Genomic DNA, 24,327 nt, shown 5'->3' on the forward strand with positions numbered 1-24,327 from the left:
AATACATTTTGCCCGTTTTATATTGCTTATTTATTCAGCTCCGCTACACTTAAAATCTATCTAAAAATCAATAATAAAAAGGATTTTTCATGGATTCGGGGTTTTTTAACTTTTTTTTGCCTATTACATTGGCAATCATGATGATGGGGCTGGGACTCGAATTAAAAATCAAGGATTTCCTGCGCTTAAGCCGCTATCCTAAAGTCATTTTTATTGCCCTATTTACACAGCTCGTGCTGTTGACCAGTATTGCTTTCTTTATTTGCCTGATTCTGGACTTAGCTCCTTTACTCGCAGTAGGTTTAATGCTTCTGGCCGCTTCACCAGGAGGCCCAACCGCCAACCTGTTTAGCTATCTGTATAAAGGCGATGTCGCACTGAATATCACCCTGACTGCCATCAATACCATCATTTCTATTTTCACCCTGCCCTTTATTATCAATCTCTCATTACAATACTTTATGAGTCACGACTCGACTGTGACATTTCCAGTTGAAAAAATGATACAGGTGTTTTTAATTACCCTGATCCCCGTGATCATCGGGATGCTGCTTCGAGCCAAATTTCCACATTTATCCATTACCGTCAGCAAATCGATGCGCTTCGTTTCAATTAGTTTTTTAAGCATACTCTTGATATTTGCCGTTTTTAGAGATCGTTTTAATCTCTTTGAATATTTTTCCAGTATTGGTTTAGCTACTGTGATTTTATGTTTTTCCAGCCTGTTTATTGGTTATTGCATTCCGCTACTGATGGGTATTCCAGAAAAAATGGCACGGGCCTGTACCTTTGAAATCGGCATTCATAATACGGCGATTGCGATCACCATTGCGATTTCGGTCTTAGGCAATGTCACCATGGCGATTCCGGCCGGCATTTACACCATTGTCATGTATAGTTTTGCGACTATTTTCGGGGTGATGATGAGTCGCCAATATATCGCTTATCGCCATAAAAATCGTTTATCAGATTTGTAATTTATTTGGCTGAGTCTGCGATAAAGCTGTATGCTTTTCCCAAGAAAAGCAAAAGTATTAAAATAATTTTTAACAAGGAGCATGACAGATGGATTCTGGCATTATTACGATTTTACTGCCGCTTGCGCTCGCGATTATTATGGTGGGTTTAGGTCTCGAACTTACCCTCAAAGATTTCGCCCGGGTCACCCAACATCCTAAAGCTGTTTTAGTCGCATTATTTTGCCAACTGGTCTTATTGGTCGGTATTGCATTTATCCTGTGTAAAGTTTTGGCCCTGCCTCCACTTCTTGCCGTGGGTCTGATGCTGTTAGCTGCCTCACCTGGCGGCAGTACGGCCAATCTGTTTAGCTATCTTTTCAAAGGTGATCTGGCACTCAACATCACCCTGACTGCGATTAATTCAGTGATTGCAGCCTTAACTTTACCGTTGATCGTTAATTTTTCGATTATGCATTTCATGCAGGACAGCCAGCAGATCACACTCCAGCTTGGTAAAATTCTTCAGGTGTTTGGCATCATTATTATTCCTGTCGCGATTGGTATGCTGATTCGACATCATGCACCACGCCTGACTGAAAAACTGAATAGACCGCTGCGTATTTTTGCAGTCATATTCTTGATTCTGATTATTGTCGGGGCCATCTATAGTGAACGCACCAATATTGCCGAATATCTGACTCAGGTTGGTGTCGCCACGGCATTGTTCTGCATTTTCAGCCTGACCATCGGCTATTTTGTCCCCCGCTTAATGAATATAGATACCGCTCAGGCACGGGCCAGTGCCTTTGAAATCGGTATTCACAACAGCACATTAGCCATGACTATTGCCCTGACCGTGATGTCCAGCACTGCTGTGGCCATGCCTGCCGCGGTTTATTCAATCTTCATGTATATTTTTGCTGCCATTTTTGGTCTGCTGCTTAACCGCTTTGCACCATTAGACAGAACACCTCTTCTCTCTAAGGCTTCATAAGTCTTTATAGAGCTTTATATAGGGTGCTTCGGCATCCTTTTTATTTTAGGTATGCATCAAGAAGATAGCAGCGTTGTGTCTGAACTTCCGTTACAATAGCTTTTTGAAAAATGTATAAAGGTTATTTCTGTGAAGTGGTTACAAATTCATATTACGGTTGAACAAGCTCAGGTCGATTATACTGAGACATTACTCAGCTCACTAGGCGCAGTGAGTGTGACCCTGGATGATGCTGAAAACCAGGATTTGCTGGAACCACTTCCAGGCGAAACACCACTCTGGAATAAAGTGATTGTGACTGGTATTTATGCACAGGAAGAAGGCGAAGAAATTGACGTTGCTGCACTAGAAACCTTTATTGGTGCGCAAATGCCAGAAGCGCCGATCAAGTACGAATTCATTGAAGATCAGGCTTGGGAACGCACCTGGATGGATGCGTATGAGCCAATCCAGATTGCTGAAAAATACTGGATTGTACCGGAATGGATGCAAGCACCTGAAGCCGATGCAGTCAATATCAAGCTTGATCCGGGTCTGGCATTCGGTACAGGGAACCACGCCTCTACATTCTTGTGCTTACAATGGCTCGGCAAAATTGACGTTAAAGACAAAATCGTCATCGATTATGGCTGTGGTTCAGGCATTCTCGCGGTAGCTGCCCTGCTCTTAGGTGCTAAAAAAGCATATGCCACTGATATTGACCCACAAGCAGTTCTGGCCACCCAGCAAAATGCTGAACTGAATGGTGTACTGGACAAACTTTATGTCGGCCTGCCAGAAGAATTTAGAGATGAACTCGGCACTACCAAGGCTGACGTATTTGTTGCCAATATTTTGGCTGCGCCACTAATGATGTTGGCTCCTGAGTTCGCAACTTTAATTAAATCTGAGGGACAGTTCGCACTTGCCGGAGTTATCGAAGAGCAAGTTGCTGATGTTACTAGCATTTACTCAAATTATTTTGATATATTAGACGTAGAAAAACGAGACGAGCACTGGTGCCGTATCTCGGGTAAACGCCATAAGAATGAATGAGTCTACAAATAGTTTATGAGTGACAAACGAACCCATTGCCCTACCTGTTCCACCACCTACAAGGTCACAGTTGCTCAACTCACCATTGCGCAGGGTATGGTTTGCTGTCCCAAATGTACCACTTCATTTAATGCCTTATCGCATCTGGTGGCCGAAGCCCAAAACTCGGTCACTACCTCAGCGTCTCAGGATCAAACCTATTCTCGATATAACCCACCTGTATATGGTCGCGATCAACAGCAAAATACGCACAGTCTTTTATATATTTTCGATCAGAAAGTTGAACATTCAAATATCGATCTGGAAACCTATTTAAACAATCTGAACTATTTCAGTACCGAACCTATCTCGGTACTGCCGAGCATGAATTGGGAAGATCAGACAGAAAAACAGATATACCGCGGGCCAATGTACTATATTGGCTGGAGCATCTTAAACCTGATGCTATTTGGTATATTGCTGTTCCAGTTTTTCTGGTTTAATCCGCAATACATCAAAAATAGTCATATCATGAGCCTAGCCTTTAACAATGTATGCGAGGTGTTTAATTGTTCCAATCTGGAAAAATACTACACGCTGATTCAGGTCAATAAAGTCAAGATCAAGGCAACCAGTCACAAGAAAACTGAATTTAGCGGTGAGCTGATCAACTTCCATGACCGCAGCCTGGCTTTACCGATTTTAAAAATCAATCTGGAACAGCGCGGTGAAGTTGTTGCGACTTATAACCTGTCTGCCAAAGAGTATCTGATTGAAAGTCTGGTCAATATTGAACGTATCCCGAAAAACAGTCCATTCAAATTCAAATTTGAGCTTCCTGTCGATCGTAAAAGCTTTGATCGCTATAGTTTGGAAATAATTCGCCCTTAATCTGAATAGAAAGCATTAAAAAATTAAAAAAAGTTAAAAAAAATGCAGTTTTCTTGCTCACTTTTGCTTAGACAATGGTATGATACGCGCCACGAAAGCTATGTGCTGCAACTCCTCGCTACTTTTTCACAACAAATACAGTCTTGCCTAATGCGCTATAAAATTTATTGCGTATCGTGCAGATTTTTTTGTTTTGATTTTGGTCAGTAACAAAACTTTAACTATTGTTACGCTTATTTTTCGACCAAAACGTTGAGATGTGTCAAGCTATTGGCTCAATGCAATGATTAAGTTTTAGAACTCCAGTTTTAGGATCTAAAGCGGAGTTCATTTCAATTTTAGACCACTTTTTATATCGCTTTACCCAAGCGATATTTGTTTTTCGGATTAATTCGCATGAATAGCAAATCTCCTATTTTTACTGCACAATCTGATGTTGCTTTACGTATCCACGTAGATCGCGCAGTTCGCCATTATTTTGCGCAACTACAGGGCGAGCAACCATCTCAGGTATACGACATGGTGCTAGCAGAAATGGAGAAACCTCTTCTATCTGTAGTTCTAGAATATACACGTGGTAACCAAACACGTGCTGCCGAGATTCTCGGACTCAACCGTGGTACTTTACGTAAAAAGTTAAAAGCTCACGGTTTAATGAGTGAATAAATGATAAAATGCTTGCGGCTTCCGCAGGCATTTTTTTTAACCTGTAAATTGCTGATTTTGTTTTATTCTGTTCCTTGAAAACTGTGACGAAGATCATGACTATTAAACGCGCTTTAATCTCTGTGTCTGACAAGACTGGTATTGTTGAATTTGCACAAGAACTTGCTGCTCTAGGGGTAGAAATTTTATCTACAGGTGGTACCTACAAATTGTTGAAAGACAATAGTGTCGCTGTAGTAGAAGTTTCAGAGCATACTGGTTTCCCAGAGATGATGGACGGCCGTGTAAAAACGCTACATCCTAAAATTCATGGTGGTATTCTGGCTCGTCGTGGTCTAGACGAAGCTGTGATGGCTGAACACAACATTGATGCTATTGATTTAGTCGTTGTAAACCTTTATCCATTTGCTGCAACTGTAGCAAAACCAAACTGTTCACTGGCTGATGCGATTGAAAACATCGACATCGGTGGCCCTACCATGGTTCGCGCTGCGGCAAAAAACCATGCATCTGTAGGCATCGTGGTCAATGCTTCTGACTATGCTAATGTTGTTGCTGAGCTTAAAGCTGAAGGTTCATTGAGCCATGCAACTCGTTTCGACCTTGCAGTAAAAGCATTTGAACATACTGCACAATATGACGGCATGATCGCATCTTACCTTGGCGCTCGCGTAGGCAAACAAGAAGGTGAAGCGGACAAGTTTGCACGTACCTTCAATACACAATTGAACAAAGTTCAAGATCTTCGTTACGGTGAAAACCCGCACCAGTCTGCTGCGTTCTACGTTGAAGACACAGCGACAGAAGCCTCAGTTTCAACTGCGAAACAGCTACAAGGTAAAGAACTCTCTTATAACAACATTGCAGACACAGACGCTGCACTTGAATGTGTTAAATCTTTTGCGAAACCTGCTTGTGTAATCGTTAAGCACGCAAACCCATGTGGCGTTGCAGTGTCTTTAGACGGCATTCAAGCGGCTTATGACCTTGCGTATGCAACAGATCCCGAATCTGCATTTGGCGGCATCATTGCATTCAACCGTGAATTAGACGTTGCAACTGCACAAGCGATTGTGGAGCGTCAATTCGTTGAAGTGATCATTGCACCAAGTATTGCTGATGGCGTACTTGAAGTGACTGGTGCGAAGAAAAACGTACGTGTTTTAGTTTGCGGTGAACTTCCAGCAATCGATGCACGTCAATCGCAACTTGATTACAAACGCGTGAATGGCGGCTTGTTAGTACAAGATCAAGACTTGGGCATGATTACTAAAGCTGATCTTAAAGTGGTGACCAAGCGCGCTCCGACTGAACAAGAAATCGATGACATGATCTTTGCTTGGAAAGTCGCAAAATACGTGAAATCTAATGCGATTGTTTATGCGAAAAACCGTCAAACCATTGGTGTCGGCGCAGGTCAAATGAGCCGTGTTAACTCTGCACGTATTGCTGCGATCAAAGCTGAGCATGCAGGTTTAGTGGTTGAAGGTGCAGTAATGGCATCTGATGCATTCTTCCCATTCCGTGATGGTATTGATAACGCTGCAAAAGCAGGTATCAAGTGCATTATCCAGCCGGGCGGTTCTATGCGTGATGAAGAAACCATTGCGGCGGCTGATGAAGCTGGTATTGCAATGGTCTTCACTGGCATGCGTCACTTCCGTCACTAATTGATTCAAAGTCGTATTTATTAATCCCCCTAAATCCCCCTTTGTCAAAAGGGGGACTTTTCACAAATAAAGGGACATTTTTATTCGTGAAGCCCTTCTTTTTTACAGGGTGAGAAGCATGGCTTCGCAAGGTGGGATTCTATTCTTTTGAGGGATTTTTAGATGAATATTTTAGTTTTGGGTAATGGCGGTCGTGAACATGCATTGGCATGGAAAATCGCACAAGATGACAAAGTTGCAAAAGTCTTTGTTGCTCCGGGCAACGCAGGTACAGCCACTGAAAATAAATGTGAAAACGTAAATTTAAGCATTTTAGACAATGCTGCGATTATCGATTTCGCAAAAAACAATGCAGTTGAGCTTGTCATTGTCGGCCCAGAAGCTCCATTGGTAAACGGTGTCGTTGATGCTTGCCGTGAGGCGGGTGTAAAAATTTGGGGTCCAACTCAATTTGCTGCGCAGCTTGAAGGCTCTAAAGCTTTCGCGAAACATTTCTTAAAACGCCACAACATTCCAACTGCGTTCTACGATGTATTTACAGAAGTAGATGCTGCGAAAGCGTTTGTTGAAAAAAATGGTGCGCCGATCGTAATCAAGGCCGACGGGCTTGCTGCAGGTAAAGGCGTGATCGTTGCCATGACTAATCAAGAAGCATTTGATGCGATCGATGACATGCTTGCAGGCAACAAATTTGGTGATGCAGGTTCTCGCGTTGTAATTGAAGAATTCCTTGCAGGCGAAGAAGCATCTTTCATTTGTATGATTGATGGCGACAACATTTTGCCTATGGCGACTTCACAAGATCACAAACGTATCTTTGAAGGCGACCAAGGTCCAAACACTGGCGGTATGGGTGCTTATTCTCCTGCACCTGTTGTGACTGCAGATGTATTTGAAAAAACCATGAATGAAGTGATGCGTCCTACCGTTGAAGGTATGAAAAAAGACGGTCACGTTTATACAGGTTTCTTGTACGCTGGCTTGATGATTGATGAACAAGGTCAACCGAAAGTGATCGAGTTCAACTGTCGTTTTGGCGACCCTGAAACTCAACCCATCATGATGCGTTTAAAATCATCTTTAGTGGATTTGGTTCAAGCAGGCTTAGACGGTAATTTACCGAAAGAAGCTGAATGGGATGAGCGCAAGACTGTCGGTATCGTACTGGCATCAAAAGGCTACCCAGAAACATCAAGCAATGGTGATGTGATTTCTGGTTTAGACACTGAAATGACTGATGCAAAAGTTTTCCATGCCGGTACGAAAGCCAATGAAAATGGCGAGATTGTGACTGCGGGTGGTCGTGTACTTTGCGTAACTGCGCTTGGTAATACGATTGGTGAAGCACAAGCCAAAGCTTTGGAACTTTGCAAAAAAGTGACATTCGACGGCGTTCAATATCGTAAAGATATCGGTTACCGTGCCATTGCACGTGAAAATACTTAATCTTAATTTTGATTAAGTAAAAACCCCGCTGAGTGCGGGGTTTTTTAATACATTTATTTCATCAGAGATACTAATTCTTTCCATTCATCAAAATTATTATTATGTGAATTATTCCAATTGATTTCTTGTCCAATTTTTATTTCTCTCATACCTATATTTTTATAATCCGTAGCAGACTCTAGAAGTTCGGGCAATTGTTCCCATAACGTAATAACTACTTCACGATTTGGCTGTCTTCCTCTATGTGCTAAATTATTACGAGATTTTCGAGCGCATTCTAGTATTTTATAATTTTGCCTTGTGATAACTTTAGCCAACCTCAAAAGCTTATGTTTTGTAGCAATATGCTTTAAATAATTACTTTCTTTGTAATTTGCATGACACTTTTGCACTCGTCTTGGATAATTATCTTTATGCCTAATATAAATTTGCTTCCATAAAATTTCTGTAAGTTGTTCAACAACAATCCAAAGATTATTTAAAGCATCATTAATATTTTGATTGATTAACGATGTATAACCATTTAAAAGAAAAAATGGCGTGAAAGTAGGTATAGATTCAAGAATTTCTCGCCCATCCATATAAGCTTTTTGCAAATCATTTAAATGTAAAACTCTTGGAACCATCAATGGCTGAAACCTATCTGCAATAGATGCCCAATTGAATCTCAATTGATTATAAAGCGATGGTGCATAACAAAATAAGTGCGTTTTTTCATGTAAAGTCCCTACTGTTAACTCATGTGGATGCAATACTTCTGTATGAATTCCACCTAATAAAAAACGACAGAGAATTTCATTTAACTTAGTAATACCATCAACTCTCTTTGAAAATTTTTCACTTTGAGGTATTGCTATTCCACCATCATAGCTGATCAATACATCTAAATTATCCTCTAAAGAAAGTATTCCTATTACTTTAGATAATTGCATTCCATCATAAGAATTGTTATTGATTTGATCTAATGAGAACTGAAACTGTGGTTGTTTATCACTCACTATTGCTGAATAGGGTTTTAAATGTACCATCCAAGCAGGATTGTATGATGGTACGCTAGAAGTAGGCTCTATATAATCAATTGGCGCATCTGTTCTCTCAATCCAACCACCATCATACCAAACTGATGTTTCTGTTGGTCTTGTTTTAATATTTTTAGTTAGTGTCTTAGGAGTATTACGATTATCAGAAAGAAAGGGATCATAATCATCTTCAAAAGCATAAATCTGACCTGTTTCCTTATCCTGATAATTCTTCACAAATACATCTCTGTTATAATTAATTCGTCAATAATAGTGTAATACCACGATGCCATCCATAAGCATTCAGCCCCCTAGCCTGATCCTCCGCCAATGGAAAGACTCCGACACCGACCCATTTATCCAAATGTGCACAGACGATGAAGTTATGTGCTATTTCCCAAAGAAGCTGAATCGAGATAACACTCTGATGTCTAGAACAGCGCAACGCTACTTTGATTCCATCAATAAATCATATATATCCATTTTTATGATTTAGATTGGATAAAATCTTATAAAGCTCACTATTTAAACAACCCCCTAAAAACCATACCCCCAATATAAATAAAATATTGTTTTAATTAATATTTTTATAAAACAACTTGGTTTTTTATTCAATTAAAGAGCTAAACAAGGCTTTGCTATCCAGTATATCGAATATAGATTTATTGCTATGATATCGACAATCCCAGAATGCTCAAACTACTTCATGTGCTTATAAACTATCTATTTTTCTCTCCAAAATAGATCATTTACAATCAGGTTTGTGGCATTTCTGACTTGATCGCGTTCACCAGAACAATTGCTGTAGGCTTGGATCTTTTAGTTTAAGGCCAGCACCAACAACGATCAGGACACATACTTAGATCGTATAAAAATCTTATTTAACACGATTTAAAAATGCTTATACTCTAGGCAAGATTAAAATTAGGAAAATTTCATGAAAAAATTACTTGGCGTTTTATTGAGTGCCTCTGTATTAACTTTGACTGGGTGTGGCAAACAAGAAGCGCCTGCCAATGATGCAGCACAAGCCAAAGATGCGAATGGCCTTCAAACCGTAACCATGGCATCGACCGGTTCAGATGCAGATGTATGGCGCTATATCGCCACATTACCTGAAACCAAAGCAGCCGGCATTAAACTTGATGTGAAAAATTTCACTGACTATGTGTCAATGAACACAGCCGTTGCCAATAAAGAAATCGATGTCAATGCATTCCAGTCATATGCCTATATGGTTGCGTATAACGATGCCAATACAGCAAAAATTGCACCATTGTCTACCACCTATTTAGAACCAATGGGAATTTACTCAAGCAAAGTAAAATCTTTGAATGAGTTTAAAACAGGTGCAACCATTGCCATTCCAAACGACGGTGCAAATGAATCACGCGCGTTATTACTTTTACAATCGGCAGGTCTGGTCAAATTAAAAGCTGGCTTTGACAATGTAAAAGGCACAACAGCTGATGTGGCTGAAAATGCAAAACAAATCGTGATTAAGCCTATTCAAATGGCAACTGCAGTACGTGTAAAAGATGAAGTTGATGCAATTGTGCTAGGCAATACGCTGGCAATGGAAGGCGGTTTAAACGTATTAAAAGATGCGGTTTACTATGAGCCAATTGATCAAAGCACAAAAATGAATGTAAACGTATTAGCGGTTGCAGCAGATCGTCAAACGGATCCTGTACTGCAAAAAGTAGGTGCCTTGTATCATACGCCAGCAGTTCAAGCGTATGTCGATGAAAATTTTGGTGGCACTAAAGTTGCAGTAAACAAGCCGGTGACGTATTTAACTGAATCAAAATAGTACTATAATAGTCTTTTAGAACAGGCAAGGACGATTTCTTGCCTGTTTTTTTATCCGTGATGCAGTTTTTGACACTATGATTGAATTTAAAGATATTTCAAAACAGTATGAGCTTAAGGGTCAAACCTTGCATGCCTTGAATCAGATTAATCTATCGATTCCAACCGGCAGTATTTTTGGCATCATCGGTTATAGTGGTGCCGGTAAAAGTACCCTCATCCGTCTGATTAATTTACTTGAGCGTCCAAGCTCAGGTCAGATTATCATTAATGGAACAGATTTTACCGCACTCGATGCCAAAACATTGCGTCAAGAACGTGCCAATATCGGCATGATTTTCCAGCATTTTAATTTAATGCAAACCAAAACCGTGGCGGCCAATATCGAAATGCCTATGAAGCTTCTGGGCTGGAGCAAGGCTGAACGGGAAAAACGCCTCGAAGAATTATTAGATTTTATTGACCTGAAACATAAACGGCAGGCTTTTCCGGATGAATTGTCTGGTGGTCAAAAACAGCGCGTCGGGATTGCCCGTGCCCTTGCCAACCATCCCAAGATTTTACTTTGTGATGAAGCGACTTCGGCACTCGATCCACAAACCACCAAATCAGTTCTGCAATTACTCAAAAAAATCAATCAAGAGCAAGGTATTACCATTGTCATGGTCACTCATGAAATGGATGTAATTGAAACCGTCTGTGATTATGTCGCTGTGATGGAAAAAGGTGATGTGATTGAAACCGGCAGCACGCTACAGATCTTCAGTCAGCCGCAACACCCGACCACCAAAAATTTTATTCAAACCGTGCTTCAGCAACATTTGCCGGTCAATATTCTGAATAATCTGGAAAACCAGAATCATCACAGTATTTATTGTTTAAAATTCCTTGGTAGCTCGGCACAGGAAACGGTGATTCAGGCCGTGATTAAACAGTTTGATATCAGTTTAAATATCCTGTTTGCCAACATGACCGAAATTAATGGTTCGGTGATTGGTCAGATGTTTATTCAGCTCCTGGGTGATTCCGCAGAGATTAGCGCTGCAGTGCAATATCTGAAAGATAACGGCGTACAGGTAGATCAAGCAGGAGTACAGGCATGAGAGATTTAATTGTACAGTGGCTGACGACAATTACTGCGCCGTTCTGGAAAAGCTCGCTGTCGATGGATCAATTTGTGACAGCGCTGCAAGAAACCTTTCATATGGTGTTCTTCGCAATGCTGTTTGGCTGTATCTGGGGTTTTATTCAGGCAATTACTTTAGTGGTGACGCGTCCTAACGGCATCTTGCAAAATCGTGTGATTTATCACGGTCTCAATCCGATTGTCAATGCGCTACGTTCACTACCATTTATTATTCTACTGATTGCCGTTATTCCGCTGACCAAGTTTTTGGTCGGCACTTCAATTGGTACTTGGGCCGCAATTGTACCACTGACTATTTATGTCGGCCCTTATATTGGTCGCTTGGTTGAAACCTCATTACTGGAAGTGAATGAAGGCATTATTGAATCTGCGCAAGCGATGGGTGCAACCCCAATGCAGATTATCTTCAAGTTTGTCTTACCTGAAGCACGTAGTTCACTGATTCTGAACCTGACCACTGCCACCATCAGCTTGATTGGTGCAACAGCAATGGCGGGTGCTGTCGGTGCCGGCGGTATCGGTGATCTGGCCATTTCTTACGGTTATCAGCGTTTCGATACCTCTGTGGTGATCATGACGGTGATTGTGTTATTGATTTTGGTACAGATTGTACAAAGTCTGGGGGACTGGTTGTCCCGACTTCGTTAATCTAGTTTTTATTGTTTTTAATACTTACGAACCCTTTCTCATTATTTCAAAGTAAAGTCCTGCAACTATTTGATACGTGCCATGGCGACAGGAAGTCGCCCGTTGATCTGTGGTACTGGGATGTACCATCAGATCAACAAAGGGGTTTTGTTACTTTTGCCCCGTCAAAAGTAAGGCACAAATATTACAAAGTTAAAATTGAAGTAAAAATAACGAAATTCTATTTTTCAAATAATGTCATGAATAAACTTACTAATATTTAAAATTCTTCTTTTACTTTTGAAAGCACTGCTATGCAAGGTAACAAAAATCTTCTGTTGGCTTGATGATACTTCCTTGTGCCACAGATCAACTGGCGACATCCATGTCGCTAGTCAGAAATTCAATTTCGGTTAACAATCCCATCTCGTTATAGATATGGACAAAGCCCCAAATCAACATTTAATTAAAATCTAAAAGTTAGCCATTTCCCCTCATTTTCAAACTGAAACAATAAATCCCATGTTAAACTATTCAATGGTTTTAGCAGGGACTCATCTATGCACTTTGTTCATCTTGGTATTCATACAGAATTTTCGATTACTGAATCCATCGTACGGATACCTGACTTGGTCAAAGCTGCCGAAAAAGAACAGATGCCTGCCCTCGCGCTGACGGATCTGTCTAACCTGCATGCCGCAGTCAAGTTCTATGGCAAATGCTTAGGCAAAGGCATCAAGCCGATCCTCGGTTCTGAAATTCGCCTGAATGATGCCGAACATCGTATGACCTTATTGGCGATGACCAATAAAGGCTGGCGTAACCTGACTGAACTGGTGTCTGAAGGCTTTATCAGTGGTCAGCAATTAGACATTCCCTGCGTACAAAAACAATGGATTTTAAACCAGTCCGAGGACATGATTGCCCTGCTCGGCATGCATTCCGATGTCGGCAAGATGCTGATGAGTTCAAATCCGCAAAAAGCTGAACCCTTGCTGGAAGAATGGGTCGAAAAATTCGGCAATCGCGTTTATATCGCCCTGACCCGCACCAACCGTCCGGATGAAGACAACTTCATTCTGGAAGCCGTTAAGCTGGCAAAAAAATACAATATCGGTGTGGTCGCACATAATGATGTGCATTTCATGACCCTTGAAGATTACGAAGCGCATGAAGCGCGGGTGTGTATTGCCGATGGTTATGTACTGGGGGATAACCGCCGCCCTAAAACCTATTCACCTGAACAATATTTCAAATCTGCTGAAGAAATGACGGCGCTGTTCTCGGATATTCCATCTGCGATTGAGAACACCTATCACATTGCCAAACGCTGTAATGTGACGCTGCAACTGGGCAAATACTTCCTGCCTGATTATCCGATTCCTGAAGGTCATACCATTGATACCTTCTTTGCACACTTGTCCAAAGAAGGTCTGGAAGAACGCCTGAATTTCCTGTATCCGCCTGAACAACGTGATGAAGACTGGCCAGAAATCCGCAAGCCTTATGATGAGCGTATCGAATACGAGATTAACATCATTAACTCGATGGGATTCCCGGGCTACTTCCTGATCGTGATGGACTTCATTCAGTGGTCGAAAAGTAACGGCGTTCCAGTAGGCCCGGGGCGTGGTTCAGGTGCAGGCTCACTGGTGGCTTATAGCTTAAAAATCACCGATCTTGATCCGCTACGTTATGAATTACTCTTCGAACGTTTCTTGAACCCGGAACGTGTGTCGATGCCCGATTTCGACGTCGATTTCTGTATCGCAGGTCGTGACCGCGTGATTGACTATGTGGCGCGTACTTATGGCCGTGATGCAGTTTCGCAAATTGCCACCTTCGGTACCATGGCGGCCAAAGGTGCGATTCGTGATGTGGCGCGTGTCTTGGGTAAATCTTATGGTCTGGCCGATCGTATCTCGAAAATGATCCCGACCAAGCCTTTAGGCCTGAGTCTGCTGGAATCCTTAGAAGCCGAACCACAGCTTAAAGATATCGTCACCAATCCATCCAACCCAGATAATGATGATGCGGCTGAAATCTGGGAAATGGCGCTAAAACTGGAAGGCATTACCCGAAATACCGGTAAACATGCCGGTGGTGTGGTCATCTCGCCAACCAAAATTACCGATTTCTCTGCCGTTATGTGTGAGGCTGATGGTACTTCACGCGTGGCACAGTTCGATAAAGACGATGTTGAATCTGCTGGTCTGGTCAAGTTTGACTTCTTGGGTCTGCGTAACCTGACCGTAATTGAAGATGCAGTTAAAAATATTAATAAACGCATCAAATCTGACAAGCCTTTAGACATTGCCTATATCCCGCTTGAAGATAAAGACGCGTATCTGGTTTTTGCCAATGCCAACACCACCGCGGTATTCCAGTTTGAATCCGTGGGCATGAAGAAGATGCTGAAAGAGGCACGCCCAAGCAAATTTGAAGAAATTATTGCCTTCGTGTCGCTGTACCGTCCGGGCCCGATGGATCTGATTCCTGACTTTATCCACCGGATGCATGGAGGCGATTTTGAATATCTGCATCCCTTGCTTGAAGGCGTACTAGAACCCACCTACGGGATTATGGTCTATCAGGAACAGGTCATGCAGGCTGCACAGTACTGTGCCGGCTATACCCTCGGTGGCGCGGACTTGTTACGTCGTGCCATGGGTAAGAAAAAACCGGAAGAGATGGTCAAACAGCGCCAGATCTTTATTGAAGGTGCATCGAAAAAAGACATTGATGAAGCCACTGCCAACCATATTTTCGACTATATGGAAAAGTTTGCCGGCTATGGCTTTAACAAATCACATGCTGCGGCCTATGCTTTGGTTGCCTATCAGACTGCATGGCTAAAAGCGCATTATCCGGCGGAATTCCTGTCTGCGGTGTTGACCTCGGAGATGCAGAACACCGACAACGTGGTATTCCTGATTGATGACTGTCGCAAGAATAACCTGGAAGTTTTACCACCTTCCGTGAATATGTCGCTGTATCAGTTCCATGCCACGGATGAACAAACCATTGTCTATGGTCTGGGTGCGATTAAAGGTGTCGGTGAAGCTGCGATGCAATCAGTGATTGACGCGCGTACACAAGAAGGTCCTTTCCGTGACCTGTTTGATTTCTGTCATCGTATTGACCTGAAAAAAATCAATAAACGTACCCTGGAAGCATTGATTCGCTCCGGTGCGCTGGATTGTTTAGGCATTGATCGTGCCGACCTGATGGCACAACTGCCTGAAGCGGTGCAAGCTGCGGAACAGGCGCGCTCCAACCGTGAAACCGGCATCATGGATCTGTTTGGTGAAGTGGAAGAAGTTCAGCGCAAACCCTCTAAACCGGTCAAGCCATGGGCGGATGAAGTTCGCCTGAAAGGTGAAAAAGACACCCTCGGCCTGTACCTCACCGGCCACCCGATTGATGTCTATCGTAATGAACTGAAATCCTTTGTACCTAGTCAGATCAATGAGCTGACGCCGACCCGCCGTGGCGTGACCACCGTATTTGCAGGACTGGTGGTGGATATTGCCAATTTCCCGAACCGGATGATGATGACTCTGGATGATGGTACGGCGCGTATTGAAATTTCAGCCAATCATGAACGTTTTAACCGCTTTAAAGAGATTATCCAGCTGGATAAAGTTGTGGTGATTGAAGGTGAAATCTATGAGCGTGAAGGCTTTGACCGCCCAATGGGACGTCTTACTAAAGCCTTTAGCCTGAATGAAATTCGCCAGAAGCGTGCCAACAGCATTAAAATCACCCTAACTGCCGAGCATTTCAGTAAAAGTCTGAGTCGTGACTTGCAGCAGATTTTGACACCATATACCAATATCGACATGTCAGCGCATATTCCGGTAATTCTGTATTTAGACTATCCTTATGCTACGACTGAACTTCATCTGGGTCTCAACTGGAAAGTGGCACCACTGGACGAACTATTGGCTAAATTGCGTGATTATTTTGGTAAAGAAGCATTGCATATTGAATATCAGGTCAAGTCCAAAGCCGCCAAAGCTGTTTCTTATGAACAGGCCAAACCGGTCAATGTTCCACCACCACCTGCTGGCATGAGCATGGACGATGCGCTGGAACTGTATCAGGCTGAATCCCAGCCACAATATTCATAAATCCTGATCTTTAAAAAACCTTTAAATTGGAATCCTCATGAGTCAAATTGACAATGCTGCTGTTTCAGCACATCTCTCCCATGTGCGTATTGTCATGGTCAATACCACTTTACCTGCCAACATCGGCAGTGCTTTACGCGCCATGAAAACCATGGGCTTGTCCAAGCTGGTTCTGGTGGCGCCAAAAACCTATCCGCATCCGGATATTGATGCGCTGGCCGCAGGCGCAACCGACCTGATCGAGCAGATCGAGATTGTAGAAACGCTCGAAGATGCCATTAAAGACTGTCAGATTGTATTCGGTACCAGCGCACGTAGCCGTACTATTCCCTGGCCGCTGTTAGATGTGCGCCCTGCTGCGACAAAAGCTATGAGCGCCGTGGTACAAGAGCAGCAAGAAGTTGCAATTCTATTTGGCCGTGAAGACCGCGGTCTGACCAATGAAGAACTGGCAATGGCCAACTATCACCTGACCATTCCAGTCAATACCGATTACGGCGTACTGAATGTGGCTCAAGCCATTCAGGTGATCTGCTATGAAATGCGCATGGCAGCCATGAGCCAGATTGAACAACCACGTGATGCTAAAGCAACCATGCAAGTCATTGATGGCATTGAAATGGAATGGGATGAGCCTTTGGTGAATCATGCGCAGATGGAACAGTTCTATCCGCATTTGGAAAAAATGCTGGCCGAAATTGAATTTATGGACCCAAAAAATCCAAGATTATTGCCTTTACGCTTGCGTCGTCTTTTTGGACGTATACAATTAGATCGTATGGAATATCATTTACTTCGTGGTATTTTCAGCCGCGTTCAGGCCTTAAATAATGGCACCTGGAAAAAATCTTCAAATACATCATCACAGGACGAGGATCAAATCTAATGCTAAAACAGCTCAAAGAAGATATACAAGCTGTCTTTGCGCGCGATCCTGCAGCACGCAATACCTTAGAAGTCTTAACCACTTACCCTGGCATCCATGCGCTGATCATGCATCGCATGGCACATGAGCTATGGAACAAAGACTGTAAGGGAACTGCACGTGCATTGTCTTCATTTAGCCGTTTTGCGACTGGTATTGAAATACATCCGGGCGCCAAGATAGGCCGTCGTTTCTTTATTGATCACGGTATGGGTGTCGTAATTGGGGAAACTGCAGAAATTGGCGATGATGTTACCCTCTATCATGGGGTGACTTTGGGTGGAACGACCTGGAATAAAGGCAAACGCCATCCAACTTTAGAAGATGGCGTGGTGGTTGGCGCTGGTGCCAAGATTTTAGGGCCATTTACTGTCGGTAAAAATGCCAAGGTCGGTTCTAATGCGGTCGTGACTAAAGCAGTTCCTGAAAACACGACGGCTGTGGGTAACCCTGCACGCTTTATTACCAAAAATAAACCGAAGGATGATGCAGAAACCCGTCGTCGTGATTATGCAGAAAGTATCGGCTTCCAGCCCTATGCTGCAACTGAAGACCAGTCTGATCCAATTCTGGAGGGTATGCGCATTCTGCTGGACCGTATTCAGCAAAATGAAAAACGCATGAACAACTTGTGCAACCGTCTTTCTTTGCTGGATCCGACCTTTAATAAACAGCAACAAGATGGTCAGCCTTTAAGCAAAAAAGAATTACAGATTCTGGAAGAAGCGCGCCGTGAATGTGAAGCTCAAACCAGTCAGTCTAAAGCCTGAATAGAGCGTTCAATTCTGTAACATGCATTTACTTGCATGATCGTTAGAGTTTTCATAGACTGACGGTCATGTGATTTTTGTACTAGCTGTTTTAAAAAATAACACGAATGGATGAATATTATGACCTTTAAGCCCTTGGCACTTGCTTGTTTAGCATTCACAATGACTGCATGTTCGACCGTCTCTCAGAAGTCTGCTGAGAAACCTGTGGATCAAGTGGTTTTTGTAGAACCTGAATTAAGTCCGCCATTTTATGCATTAAATCCATTCAATTATAATGAACCACCTCCGTTTGAGGTGCATTTGCAAAAAGCTGCGGCTCAACCCGTGACCAAAATGGTCGTGACTCATCCAAATGATCCATCCAAGCAATTAACCTTGGATGTCAATAAACTGATTATTCCCATTGTAGACAGCAATACACGTTCAATGCGTTATGCGGCTCTGGCAAATACCAATGAAATCGACATCACCGAGATTGATGATTTCCTGCAAATGGTGGAAGGTAAAGCACGTCATTATCCACCACGTTTTAGCGATCGTCAGGAACGTCGTGGCTTTGAAGCCAAACTGCGTGAAGTCACTCAACAACTGGATACTTTAGCTGCACGTGAAAATGCCTCTTTCGATGTTCTGGTACGTGCATTTAAAGCCAGTGTCATGGCACGTAATCTGGATCTGGGTTCAGTCTATACCACCAAATCCCTGACCTATGCACAACGAATTCTTAAGATCAACCAAGATGATCCTGAAGTGAACTTCTGGTTCGGCTTTGGCCTGTCCGAAGGTGGCGGTCAACGTGAAGCGATCCCTTATCTGGACAAAGCCATGAAAGCTGGCGTTCAGGAAGCCTATCTTGCTGCAGCCAATAATTATATTGCGCTGGAACAGAAAAAAAATGCGGCTCAAACCTTGGCAAACTATAAAGTGAAATACCCGCAAGAAGCTGAAGTGGCAGACCGTCTCATTCAGGAAATTGAGAAACAAGGTCGCTGGAATGTTTGGCAAGTTCTGCAAACCGCAAATCAAGCTCCAGTTGCTGCAACCCCTAAAACGCCATAATCAGAATTTATCTTCTTTCTCTGATTACAAATAGACTGCTACGGCAGTCTATTTTTATGAGAAAAAATTAGTAAAATACAAACCATTATCCAAACTTACAACTTAAATTCAGTGAAAGGTTTTATGCACGAAAAAATAAATAAAAGATTAATACTGTGCACTTTAGTCATCACCAGTGTGCTGAGCGGCTGTCAGGTGGTCAGTGTTAAGGAACAGGCGCTTAATGTCACACTCAGCAATGAGCGTGACAGTATTTTGACGCGCGACAAACTGAGCGAAGCCAGTCTGAATGTGTTGTCCATGACGGGGCGTGAAGCCCAGATCTGTATTGACCAGCCCGAAGAATGTGTAAAGGATCTTAAAAATATCCCTCAGATTTTAGATGAACAATTACTTTCTACAGCAAGTGAGTTGTATCTCGCCAATTCTTTACAGAATGCCAAGTCAGCCGAGTGCAACACCAGTGTTTTGAGCAAGACCCAATCTCAGGAAAAGCAACAGCTGCAAAAACAGAATATCCAGAAATGTCTGGATCAGCAGCTCAGCATGCTGGATAAAAGCATTCGCTATAGTTATGCTTACCTGTTTAAAACCGAGCGTGCCCCGCAAGACCGTATTTTCGACAACCGTCAGGTTCAGATTCGTGATTTTTACAACCTGGCGATTGCCCATCTGATTCAACGCTATGCTGAACGTTATGAAACCAAGCGTTCCGGCCAACGGATTCAGGTGGGTAACAGTGTGTATAGCATTGATCTGGAAAATTTTCCGCAGCTGAAAAACCAGCCCATTGAGCAACTACTGTCCACCTACAACATGAACTTCTCTGGACTGCGTTCAATTACCCGTCGTGACGGTTTTGGTTCAGAGTTTTTAGTGGTTCTACCGGAGCAGCAACCATCCGAAAAGGATAAAAAATATATTACTGACCCACTCAATCACAAATATCCGAATGGTATCAATCCCAATATCCATGCAGCACGATATCTGGCCACCACGATCACCGCTGTACCTAAATCAGCCAATAGTACTGAACAGATTTTATCGACCTCCGAATTTCATCTGAAACTCTATGATCCCTATAAATATGAAAAAATTAAGGTCGCTTCTAAGGAATATGCTCTGGCAGCCAATTTTTCAGCACCTTATGGTTTATGGCTGGCCGAGAACAATCTGGGGCGTCTGGCCTATCTGACCCTGATTGATCGGGATGATAGTCTGAGCATGCCCCACCTGTATATGCTGGAACCTTATAATCCGAACAAGAAGATCCTGGTATTGGTCCATGGTCTGGCCAGCAGCCCCGAAGCCTGGATTCGTATGACCAACGATATTATGGGGGATCCGGTTCTAAGAGAAAACTTTCAGGTCTGGCAGGTGTTTTATTCTACCAACATGCCGATTCTGGAAAGCCGTTTTCAAATCAATGCACTGGTTCAGCAAGGATTTGCCCAGGTCGCGAACAATGCCGCAGCTAAAAAAGATGCAGTACTGGTCGGACATAGTATGGGCGGCGTGATTGCCCGTTTGATGGTCAGCAATGCCGATATCAGCCAAGATGCTTTTAAACTGGTACAAAATACCCGTATTGAACAGTTTAAGGATAAACCGCTGTTTCAAGCACGCCTGCAAATGCAGCCGATTCCAAATTTTAGTCGGGCGATTTTCTTGGCCACACCGCATCGTGGCACAGAATATGCCAATCGCTGGCATACCAAACTGGCGCGTAAAATTATCCGGGTTCCAGGTGCATTTTTAGGTGCCTTTGCTGATACTTTACAAGGCGAAATCGGATTAAAAGAATTTGTCAAAGAACTGGGACATGACCTGATTCAAAATGGCCCGAGTGATTTGAGTGAAAATTCGAAATTCAATGCGCTGACTAAAAACATTCAGCCCTATACCGGCTTCAAATTTCACTCCATCATCGGTAATACCGTAGATACTGCAGAACCTCAGCTGATGAGTGATGGCATTGTTTCCTACGAAAGTGCTTATTTGCAAGGTGCAGTATCTAACAAAGTAATTAAGGGTGGTCATTCCATTCAGGAAACCCCTGAGGCCGTACTGGAATTGCGCCGGATTCTCAGATTACACCTGTCTGACCTTGGTCTTTATGATCCCGAATAAGCAATTCCCTTAATTTAAATCAACCACTGCATGTTCACATACAGTGGTTTGTTTTTTAAAATTGGAAATCATGCTGAATAAAAACTCAGACCGACAGATCTGTCGCATGACTTAAACATTCATCTGGAATTTCATTTCTTTCTAAAAATTAAATTTGATAGACTTGTTTCAATCTTGATTTAAAGCACCCTAAGATAAGCGACCTCATTCACTATGCTCCTGAGCAGATCCTCGATAAAATATTTTTATAGATCTGTTTAGATGTGCTTTAATTTTTTGTGCATACGCTGCTTATCAGTATTTGCATTTCTCTCTTGTTGAAAGGATTTATTTTTAATGACCAGTTCGGAAATTATGGCTGATCTTTCTACCTTAACGCCCATGATGCAGCAATACATGTCGGTGAAAGTGCAGCATCCACACTCATTGATGTTTTATCGTATGGGTGATTTTTATGAACTGTTCTTTGAAGATGCACACAAGGCAGCCAAAATTTTAGGCATTACCCTGACCCATCGCGGTAAAGCCAATGGTCAGCCGATCCCGATGGCAGGTGTGCCTTACCATGCAGCCGAAGGCTATCTGGCCCGTCTGGTCAAAAAAGGCGAAACAGTGGTGATCTGTGAACAGATTGGTGAGGGCGAGAGCACAAGCACTCGCGGTAAGGCCCCCATGGAGCGCGGCGTGGTAAGGATTATCACCCCGGGCACCCTGACCGATGATGCCATGCTCGGTGCACATCAAAGCTCTAATCTGGTGGCTTTATGTATTCAGCAAAATCAGATCGGGATTGCACTGCTCGATCTCAGCGCCGGCCTATTTAAAGTACAGCAGCAGGATTATGATCTCAACCAGCTCATGATTGAACTGGCGCGCCTAATGCCAAGCGAAATTTTGCTGGATGAAAATACCGCTGATCCGATGCTGACCGAGCAACTCAAGCAGCAACTTGATATTTCCGTGACGAAGCGTCCCAATGTGGACTTTAACCTGAACAATGCGCAAAAGACCTTGTGCGACCAGTTTGCCGTCAGCACACTTTCCGGTTTCGGGATTGATCATTTGCCGTTGGCAAAAGCTGCCGCTGCGGCACTGATTCACTATGCCAAAGAAACCCAGAAAACCGCTTTACCACATATTCGTTCGATTCAGCTAGAACAGAGTTCCGACTTTATCGCCCTAGATCCAGTGACACGTCGCAATCTGGAACTGATTGAGCCTTTATTTGAGCATGGTACTTCACTGTTTCAGTTAATTAATGATTGCCAGACGGCTATGGGTGGACGCTTGCTGAGTCGCACCCTGATGCAGCCTTTGCGTGACACTGCCTTGCTGGATGAACGTTTAGATGCCATCCAGTCCCTGCTACAAGGTTTCCATGAAGCACCTGTACGTTTGGTACTTAAGGAAATTAGTGATATTGAACGTGTCCTGAGCCGAATTGCTTTGGGCAGTGCCCGACCGCGGGATCTGGTACAACTACGTCAGGCCTGTGCACAAATTCCATTTTTACGCCATGCCCTACAGCCGATTGTCAGTCAACAACAGTCTGAGCTATTAATCCAGCTAAATGAAGAACTCGGAGATTTCCATGGCCTGCATCAACGCTTGATGTCTGCCATCGTAGAAAATCCGCCGGTATTGCTGCGTGATGGGAATGTGATTGCCGAAGGCTTTGATAGTGAACTGGATGAATTACGTCAGATTCGTGATCACGCCAGCCAGTTCCTGATTGATCTGGAAATTAAAGAACGTGAAGCCAGCGGAATTCCGGGACTGAAAATTGGTTATAACCGAGTGAGTGGTTATTATATTGAACTCTCACGTGCTCAGGCCGAACAGGCACCCGAGCACTATATCCGCCGTCAGACTCTGAAAAATGCCGAACGCTATATCACACCTGAACTGAAAGCCTTTGAAGATAAGGTTTTATCCAGTGAATCCCGTGCTCTGGCGCGTGAAAAAATGCTGTTTGAAATGTTGCTGGATGAATTACGTCAGGATATCGGCAATTTACAGATGATGAGCAGTGCCATTGCCCAGATTGATCTGGTGGCAAACTTTGCCCATCAGGCACGTTTACGCAACTGGTCACGGCCAAAATTCAGCCCTGAAGTCGGTGTAAGTATCACTGCTGGCCGTCATCCGGTGGTGGAAGCTTTAAGCAAAACTGCTTTTACACCGAACGATACGCGACTGGACTTTTCCCATCGCATGGCGATTATTACCGGACCCAATATGGGCGGTAAATCGACCTTTATGCGCCAGACCGCATTGATCGTCTTGCTGGCGTATTGCGGGGCTTATGTTCCTGCACAAGCTGCGACTTTAGGGCCTATTGACCGGGTTTTCACCCGTATTGGTTCTGCCGATGATTTATCGACTGGCAAATCGACCTTTATGGTGGAAATGACCGAGACTTCGCAAATTCTGCATCATGCCACCAGTCAGTCGCTGGTACTGATGGATGAAGTCGGTCGTGGCACCAGTACCTATGATGGCCTGTCTCTGGCCTGGGCCTGTGTGCTGGATCTGAGCAAACGCATTCAATGCCTGTGTCTATTCGCAACCCATTATTTTGAGCTGACCGAACTCGATAAAGAAAGCGGCATTGATAACTATCATGTCACGGCTAAAGAACTGAATGGCAGTCTGATTTTGTTACATAAGGTACAACATGGCCCTGCCAGCCAGAGTCATGGCTTACAGGTGGCGAAACTTGCCGGTATTCCGGCGTCAGTCATTAAAGAAGCACAAAACCGCTTAAAGATTCTGGAAAAGCAGCAACTGGCCAAACCAAAGAGTTTACAACATGATCTATTTGCCCTGCCGGAAATTGTAGAGCCAGTGGAACGTATTGTCGAAATTGAGAAAGAATCTCCAGCTCTCGAATTACTTGAGGACATCGATGTAGACAACCTGAGTCCACGCGAAGCCTTAGCACAATTATATACACTAAAAGATTTACTCAAACAGCCGGGGTAATTCTCTGAGCCATAGACCTCATCCCGCATGGGGTCTAGCACTGATTTATACTTGAATTTAGCCCTATTCTGGCTTTT

Annotated in this window: 17 protein-coding genes and 1 pseudogene; 17 read left to right on the forward strand and 1 reads right to left on the reverse strand. The window is 43.2% G+C overall.

What is annotated here, in order from left to right:
* Window positions 1-89 precede the first annotated feature (89 nt).
* The 7 genes from GVV58_RS01670 to purD all read left to right on the forward strand — a co-directional run bounded on the left by GVV58_RS01670 (window position 90) and on the right by purD (window position 7,640).
* The gene (locus tag GVV58_RS01670) at window positions 90-977 is read left to right on the forward strand and encodes a bile acid:sodium symporter family protein (protein ID WP_159515861.1); all 888 of its coding nucleotides are present in this window, start codon (window positions 90-92) and stop codon (window positions 975-977) included.
* An 88-nt stretch (window positions 978-1,065) separates the two neighbouring features.
* On the forward strand, window positions 1,066-1,953 hold the full coding sequence (locus GVV58_RS01675) for a bile acid:sodium symporter family protein (protein ID WP_159515862.1): 888 nt from the start codon (window positions 1,066-1,068) through the stop codon (window positions 1,951-1,953).
* Between the two features lie 129 nt (window positions 1,954-2,082).
* Window positions 2,083-2,988: a 50S ribosomal protein L11 methyltransferase gene (gene prmA, locus GVV58_RS01680; RefSeq protein WP_005171256.1), complete on the forward strand. Its 906-nt coding sequence runs from the start codon at window positions 2,083-2,085 to the stop codon at window positions 2,986-2,988.
* A 15-nt stretch (window positions 2,989-3,003) separates the two neighbouring features.
* The gene (locus GVV58_RS01685) at window positions 3,004-3,858 is read left to right on the forward strand and encodes a DUF3426 domain-containing protein (RefSeq protein ID WP_159515863.1); all 855 of its coding nucleotides are present in this window, start codon (window positions 3,004-3,006) and stop codon (window positions 3,856-3,858) included.
* Between the two features lie 396 nt (window positions 3,859-4,254).
* On the forward strand, window positions 4,255-4,524 hold the full coding sequence (fis, locus tag GVV58_RS01690) for a DNA-binding transcriptional regulator Fis (RefSeq protein WP_001086304.1): 270 nt from the start codon (window positions 4,255-4,257) through the stop codon (window positions 4,522-4,524).
* A gap of 95 nt (window positions 4,525-4,619) precedes the next feature.
* Window positions 4,620-6,194, forward strand: coding sequence for a bifunctional phosphoribosylaminoimidazolecarboxamide formyltransferase/IMP cyclohydrolase (gene purH, locus GVV58_RS01695; protein WP_100357116.1), 1,575 nt, complete (start codon window positions 4,620-4,622; stop codon window positions 6,192-6,194).
* 162 nt (window positions 6,195-6,356) lie between these two features.
* Window positions 6,357-7,640, forward strand: a complete 1,284-nt coding sequence (gene purD, locus GVV58_RS01700; RefSeq protein ID WP_159515864.1) for a phosphoribosylamine--glycine ligase — start codon at window positions 6,357-6,359, stop codon at window positions 7,638-7,640.
* A gap of 53 nt (window positions 7,641-7,693) precedes the next feature.
* On the opposite strand, the gene GVV58_RS01705 is transcribed toward purD, so the two are convergent.
* A complete protein-coding gene (locus tag GVV58_RS01705) occupies window positions 7,694-8,896 on the reverse strand; it encodes a hypothetical protein (RefSeq protein ID WP_159515865.1) in 1,203 nt (400 codons plus the stop codon).
* 49 nt (window positions 8,897-8,945) lie between these two features.
* Between GVV58_RS01705 and GVV58_RS15580 the strand changes: the two are divergent.
* The 10 genes and pseudogenes from GVV58_RS15580 to mutS form a co-directional block, all read left to right on the forward strand.
* A pseudogene (locus GVV58_RS15580) lies at window positions 8,946-9,071 on the forward strand (GNAT family N-acetyltransferase); the annotation flags it as partial.
* A gap of 525 nt (window positions 9,072-9,596) precedes the next feature.
* A complete protein-coding gene (locus GVV58_RS01710) occupies window positions 9,597-10,472 on the forward strand; it encodes a MetQ/NlpA family ABC transporter substrate-binding protein (RefSeq protein ID WP_159515866.1) in 876 nt (291 codons plus the stop codon).
* Window positions 10,473-10,548: 76 nt separating this feature from the next.
* A complete protein-coding gene (locus GVV58_RS01715) occupies window positions 10,549-11,574 on the forward strand; it encodes an ATP-binding cassette domain-containing protein (protein WP_005171261.1) in 1,026 nt (341 codons plus the stop codon).
* Window positions 11,571-12,266 (forward strand): methionine ABC transporter permease, encoded by a 696-nt coding sequence (locus GVV58_RS01720; RefSeq protein ID WP_005096687.1) that lies wholly within the window; start codon window positions 11,571-11,573, stop codon window positions 12,264-12,266. The genes GVV58_RS01715 and GVV58_RS01720 overlap by 4 nt, the downstream gene beginning before the upstream one ends.
* Before the next feature lie 539 nt (window positions 12,267-12,805).
* Entirely contained in the window at window positions 12,806-16,378 is a 3,573-nt protein-coding gene (dnaE, locus tag GVV58_RS01725) for a DNA polymerase III subunit alpha (RefSeq protein WP_159515867.1), read from the forward strand.
* Window positions 16,379-16,415: 37 nt separating this feature from the next.
* A complete protein-coding gene (locus GVV58_RS01730) occupies window positions 16,416-17,264 on the forward strand; it encodes an RNA methyltransferase (RefSeq protein WP_074382874.1) in 849 nt (282 codons plus the stop codon).
* The gene (cysE, locus tag GVV58_RS01735; RefSeq protein WP_005096684.1) at window positions 17,264-18,073 is read left to right on the forward strand and encodes a serine O-acetyltransferase; all 810 of its coding nucleotides are present in this window, start codon (window positions 17,264-17,266) and stop codon (window positions 18,071-18,073) included. Before GVV58_RS01730 ends, cysE begins: the two co-directional genes overlap by 1 nt.
* A gap of 120 nt (window positions 18,074-18,193) precedes the next feature.
* Window positions 18,194-19,135 (forward strand): ABUW_2363 family tetratricopeptide repeat lipoprotein, encoded by a 942-nt coding sequence (locus GVV58_RS01740; protein ID WP_159515868.1) that lies wholly within the window; start codon window positions 18,194-18,196, stop codon window positions 19,133-19,135.
* A 123-nt stretch (window positions 19,136-19,258) separates the two neighbouring features.
* Window positions 19,259-21,265: an alpha/beta fold hydrolase gene (locus tag GVV58_RS01745; protein WP_159515869.1), complete on the forward strand. Its 2,007-nt coding sequence runs from the start codon at window positions 19,259-19,261 to the stop codon at window positions 21,263-21,265.
* A 336-nt stretch (window positions 21,266-21,601) separates the two neighbouring features.
* Window positions 21,602-24,250, forward strand: a complete 2,649-nt coding sequence (gene mutS, locus GVV58_RS01750) for a DNA mismatch repair protein MutS (RefSeq protein WP_159515870.1) — start codon at window positions 21,602-21,604, stop codon at window positions 24,248-24,250.
* Window positions 24,251-24,327 lie beyond the last annotated feature (77 nt).

The sequence above is a fragment of the Acinetobacter sp. 18QD2AZ41W genome (assembly GCF_009829025.1).
Taxonomy (GTDB): domain Bacteria; phylum Pseudomonadota; class Gammaproteobacteria; order Pseudomonadales; family Moraxellaceae; genus Acinetobacter; species Acinetobacter pseudolwoffii.

Excerpts from the sequence above, each read along its gene's own strand:
- GVV58_RS01670 (WP_159515861.1), top strand. The coding sequence starts at position 90 with ATGGATTCGGGGTTTTTTAACTTTTTTTTGCCTATTACATTGGCAATC.
- GVV58_RS01675 (WP_159515862.1), top strand. The coding sequence starts at position 1,066 with ATGGATTCTGGCATTATTACGATTTTACTGCCGCTTGCGCTCGCGATT.
- GVV58_RS01685 (WP_159515863.1), top strand. The coding sequence starts at position 3,004 with ATGAGTGACAAACGAACCCATTGCCCTACCTGTTCCACCACCTACAAG.
- fis (WP_001086304.1), top strand. The coding sequence starts at position 4,255 with ATGAATAGCAAATCTCCTATTTTTACTGCACAATCTGATGTTGCTTTA.
- purH (WP_100357116.1), top strand. The coding sequence starts at position 4,620 with ATGACTATTAAACGCGCTTTAATCTCTGTGTCTGACAAGACTGGTATT.
- purD (WP_159515864.1), top strand. The coding sequence starts at position 6,357 with ATGAATATTTTAGTTTTGGGTAATGGCGGTCGTGAACATGCATTGGCA.
- GVV58_RS01710 (WP_159515866.1), top strand. The coding sequence starts at position 9,597 with ATGAAAAAATTACTTGGCGTTTTATTGAGTGCCTCTGTATTAACTTTG.
- GVV58_RS01715 (WP_005171261.1), top strand. The coding sequence starts at position 10,549 with ATGATTGAATTTAAAGATATTTCAAAACAGTATGAGCTTAAGGGTCAA.
- GVV58_RS01720 (WP_005096687.1), top strand. The coding sequence starts at position 11,571 with ATGAGAGATTTAATTGTACAGTGGCTGACGACAATTACTGCGCCGTTC.
- dnaE (WP_159515867.1), top strand. The coding sequence starts at position 12,806 with ATGCACTTTGTTCATCTTGGTATTCATACAGAATTTTCGATTACTGAA.
- GVV58_RS01730 (WP_074382874.1), top strand. The coding sequence starts at position 16,416 with ATGAGTCAAATTGACAATGCTGCTGTTTCAGCACATCTCTCCCATGTG.
- cysE (WP_005096684.1), top strand. The coding sequence starts at position 17,264 with ATGCTAAAACAGCTCAAAGAAGATATACAAGCTGTCTTTGCGCGCGAT.
- GVV58_RS01740 (WP_159515868.1), top strand. The coding sequence starts at position 18,194 with ATGACCTTTAAGCCCTTGGCACTTGCTTGTTTAGCATTCACAATGACT.
- GVV58_RS01745 (WP_159515869.1), top strand. The coding sequence starts at position 19,259 with ATGCACGAAAAAATAAATAAAAGATTAATACTGTGCACTTTAGTCATC.
- mutS (WP_159515870.1), top strand. The coding sequence starts at position 21,602 with ATGACCAGTTCGGAAATTATGGCTGATCTTTCTACCTTAACGCCCATG.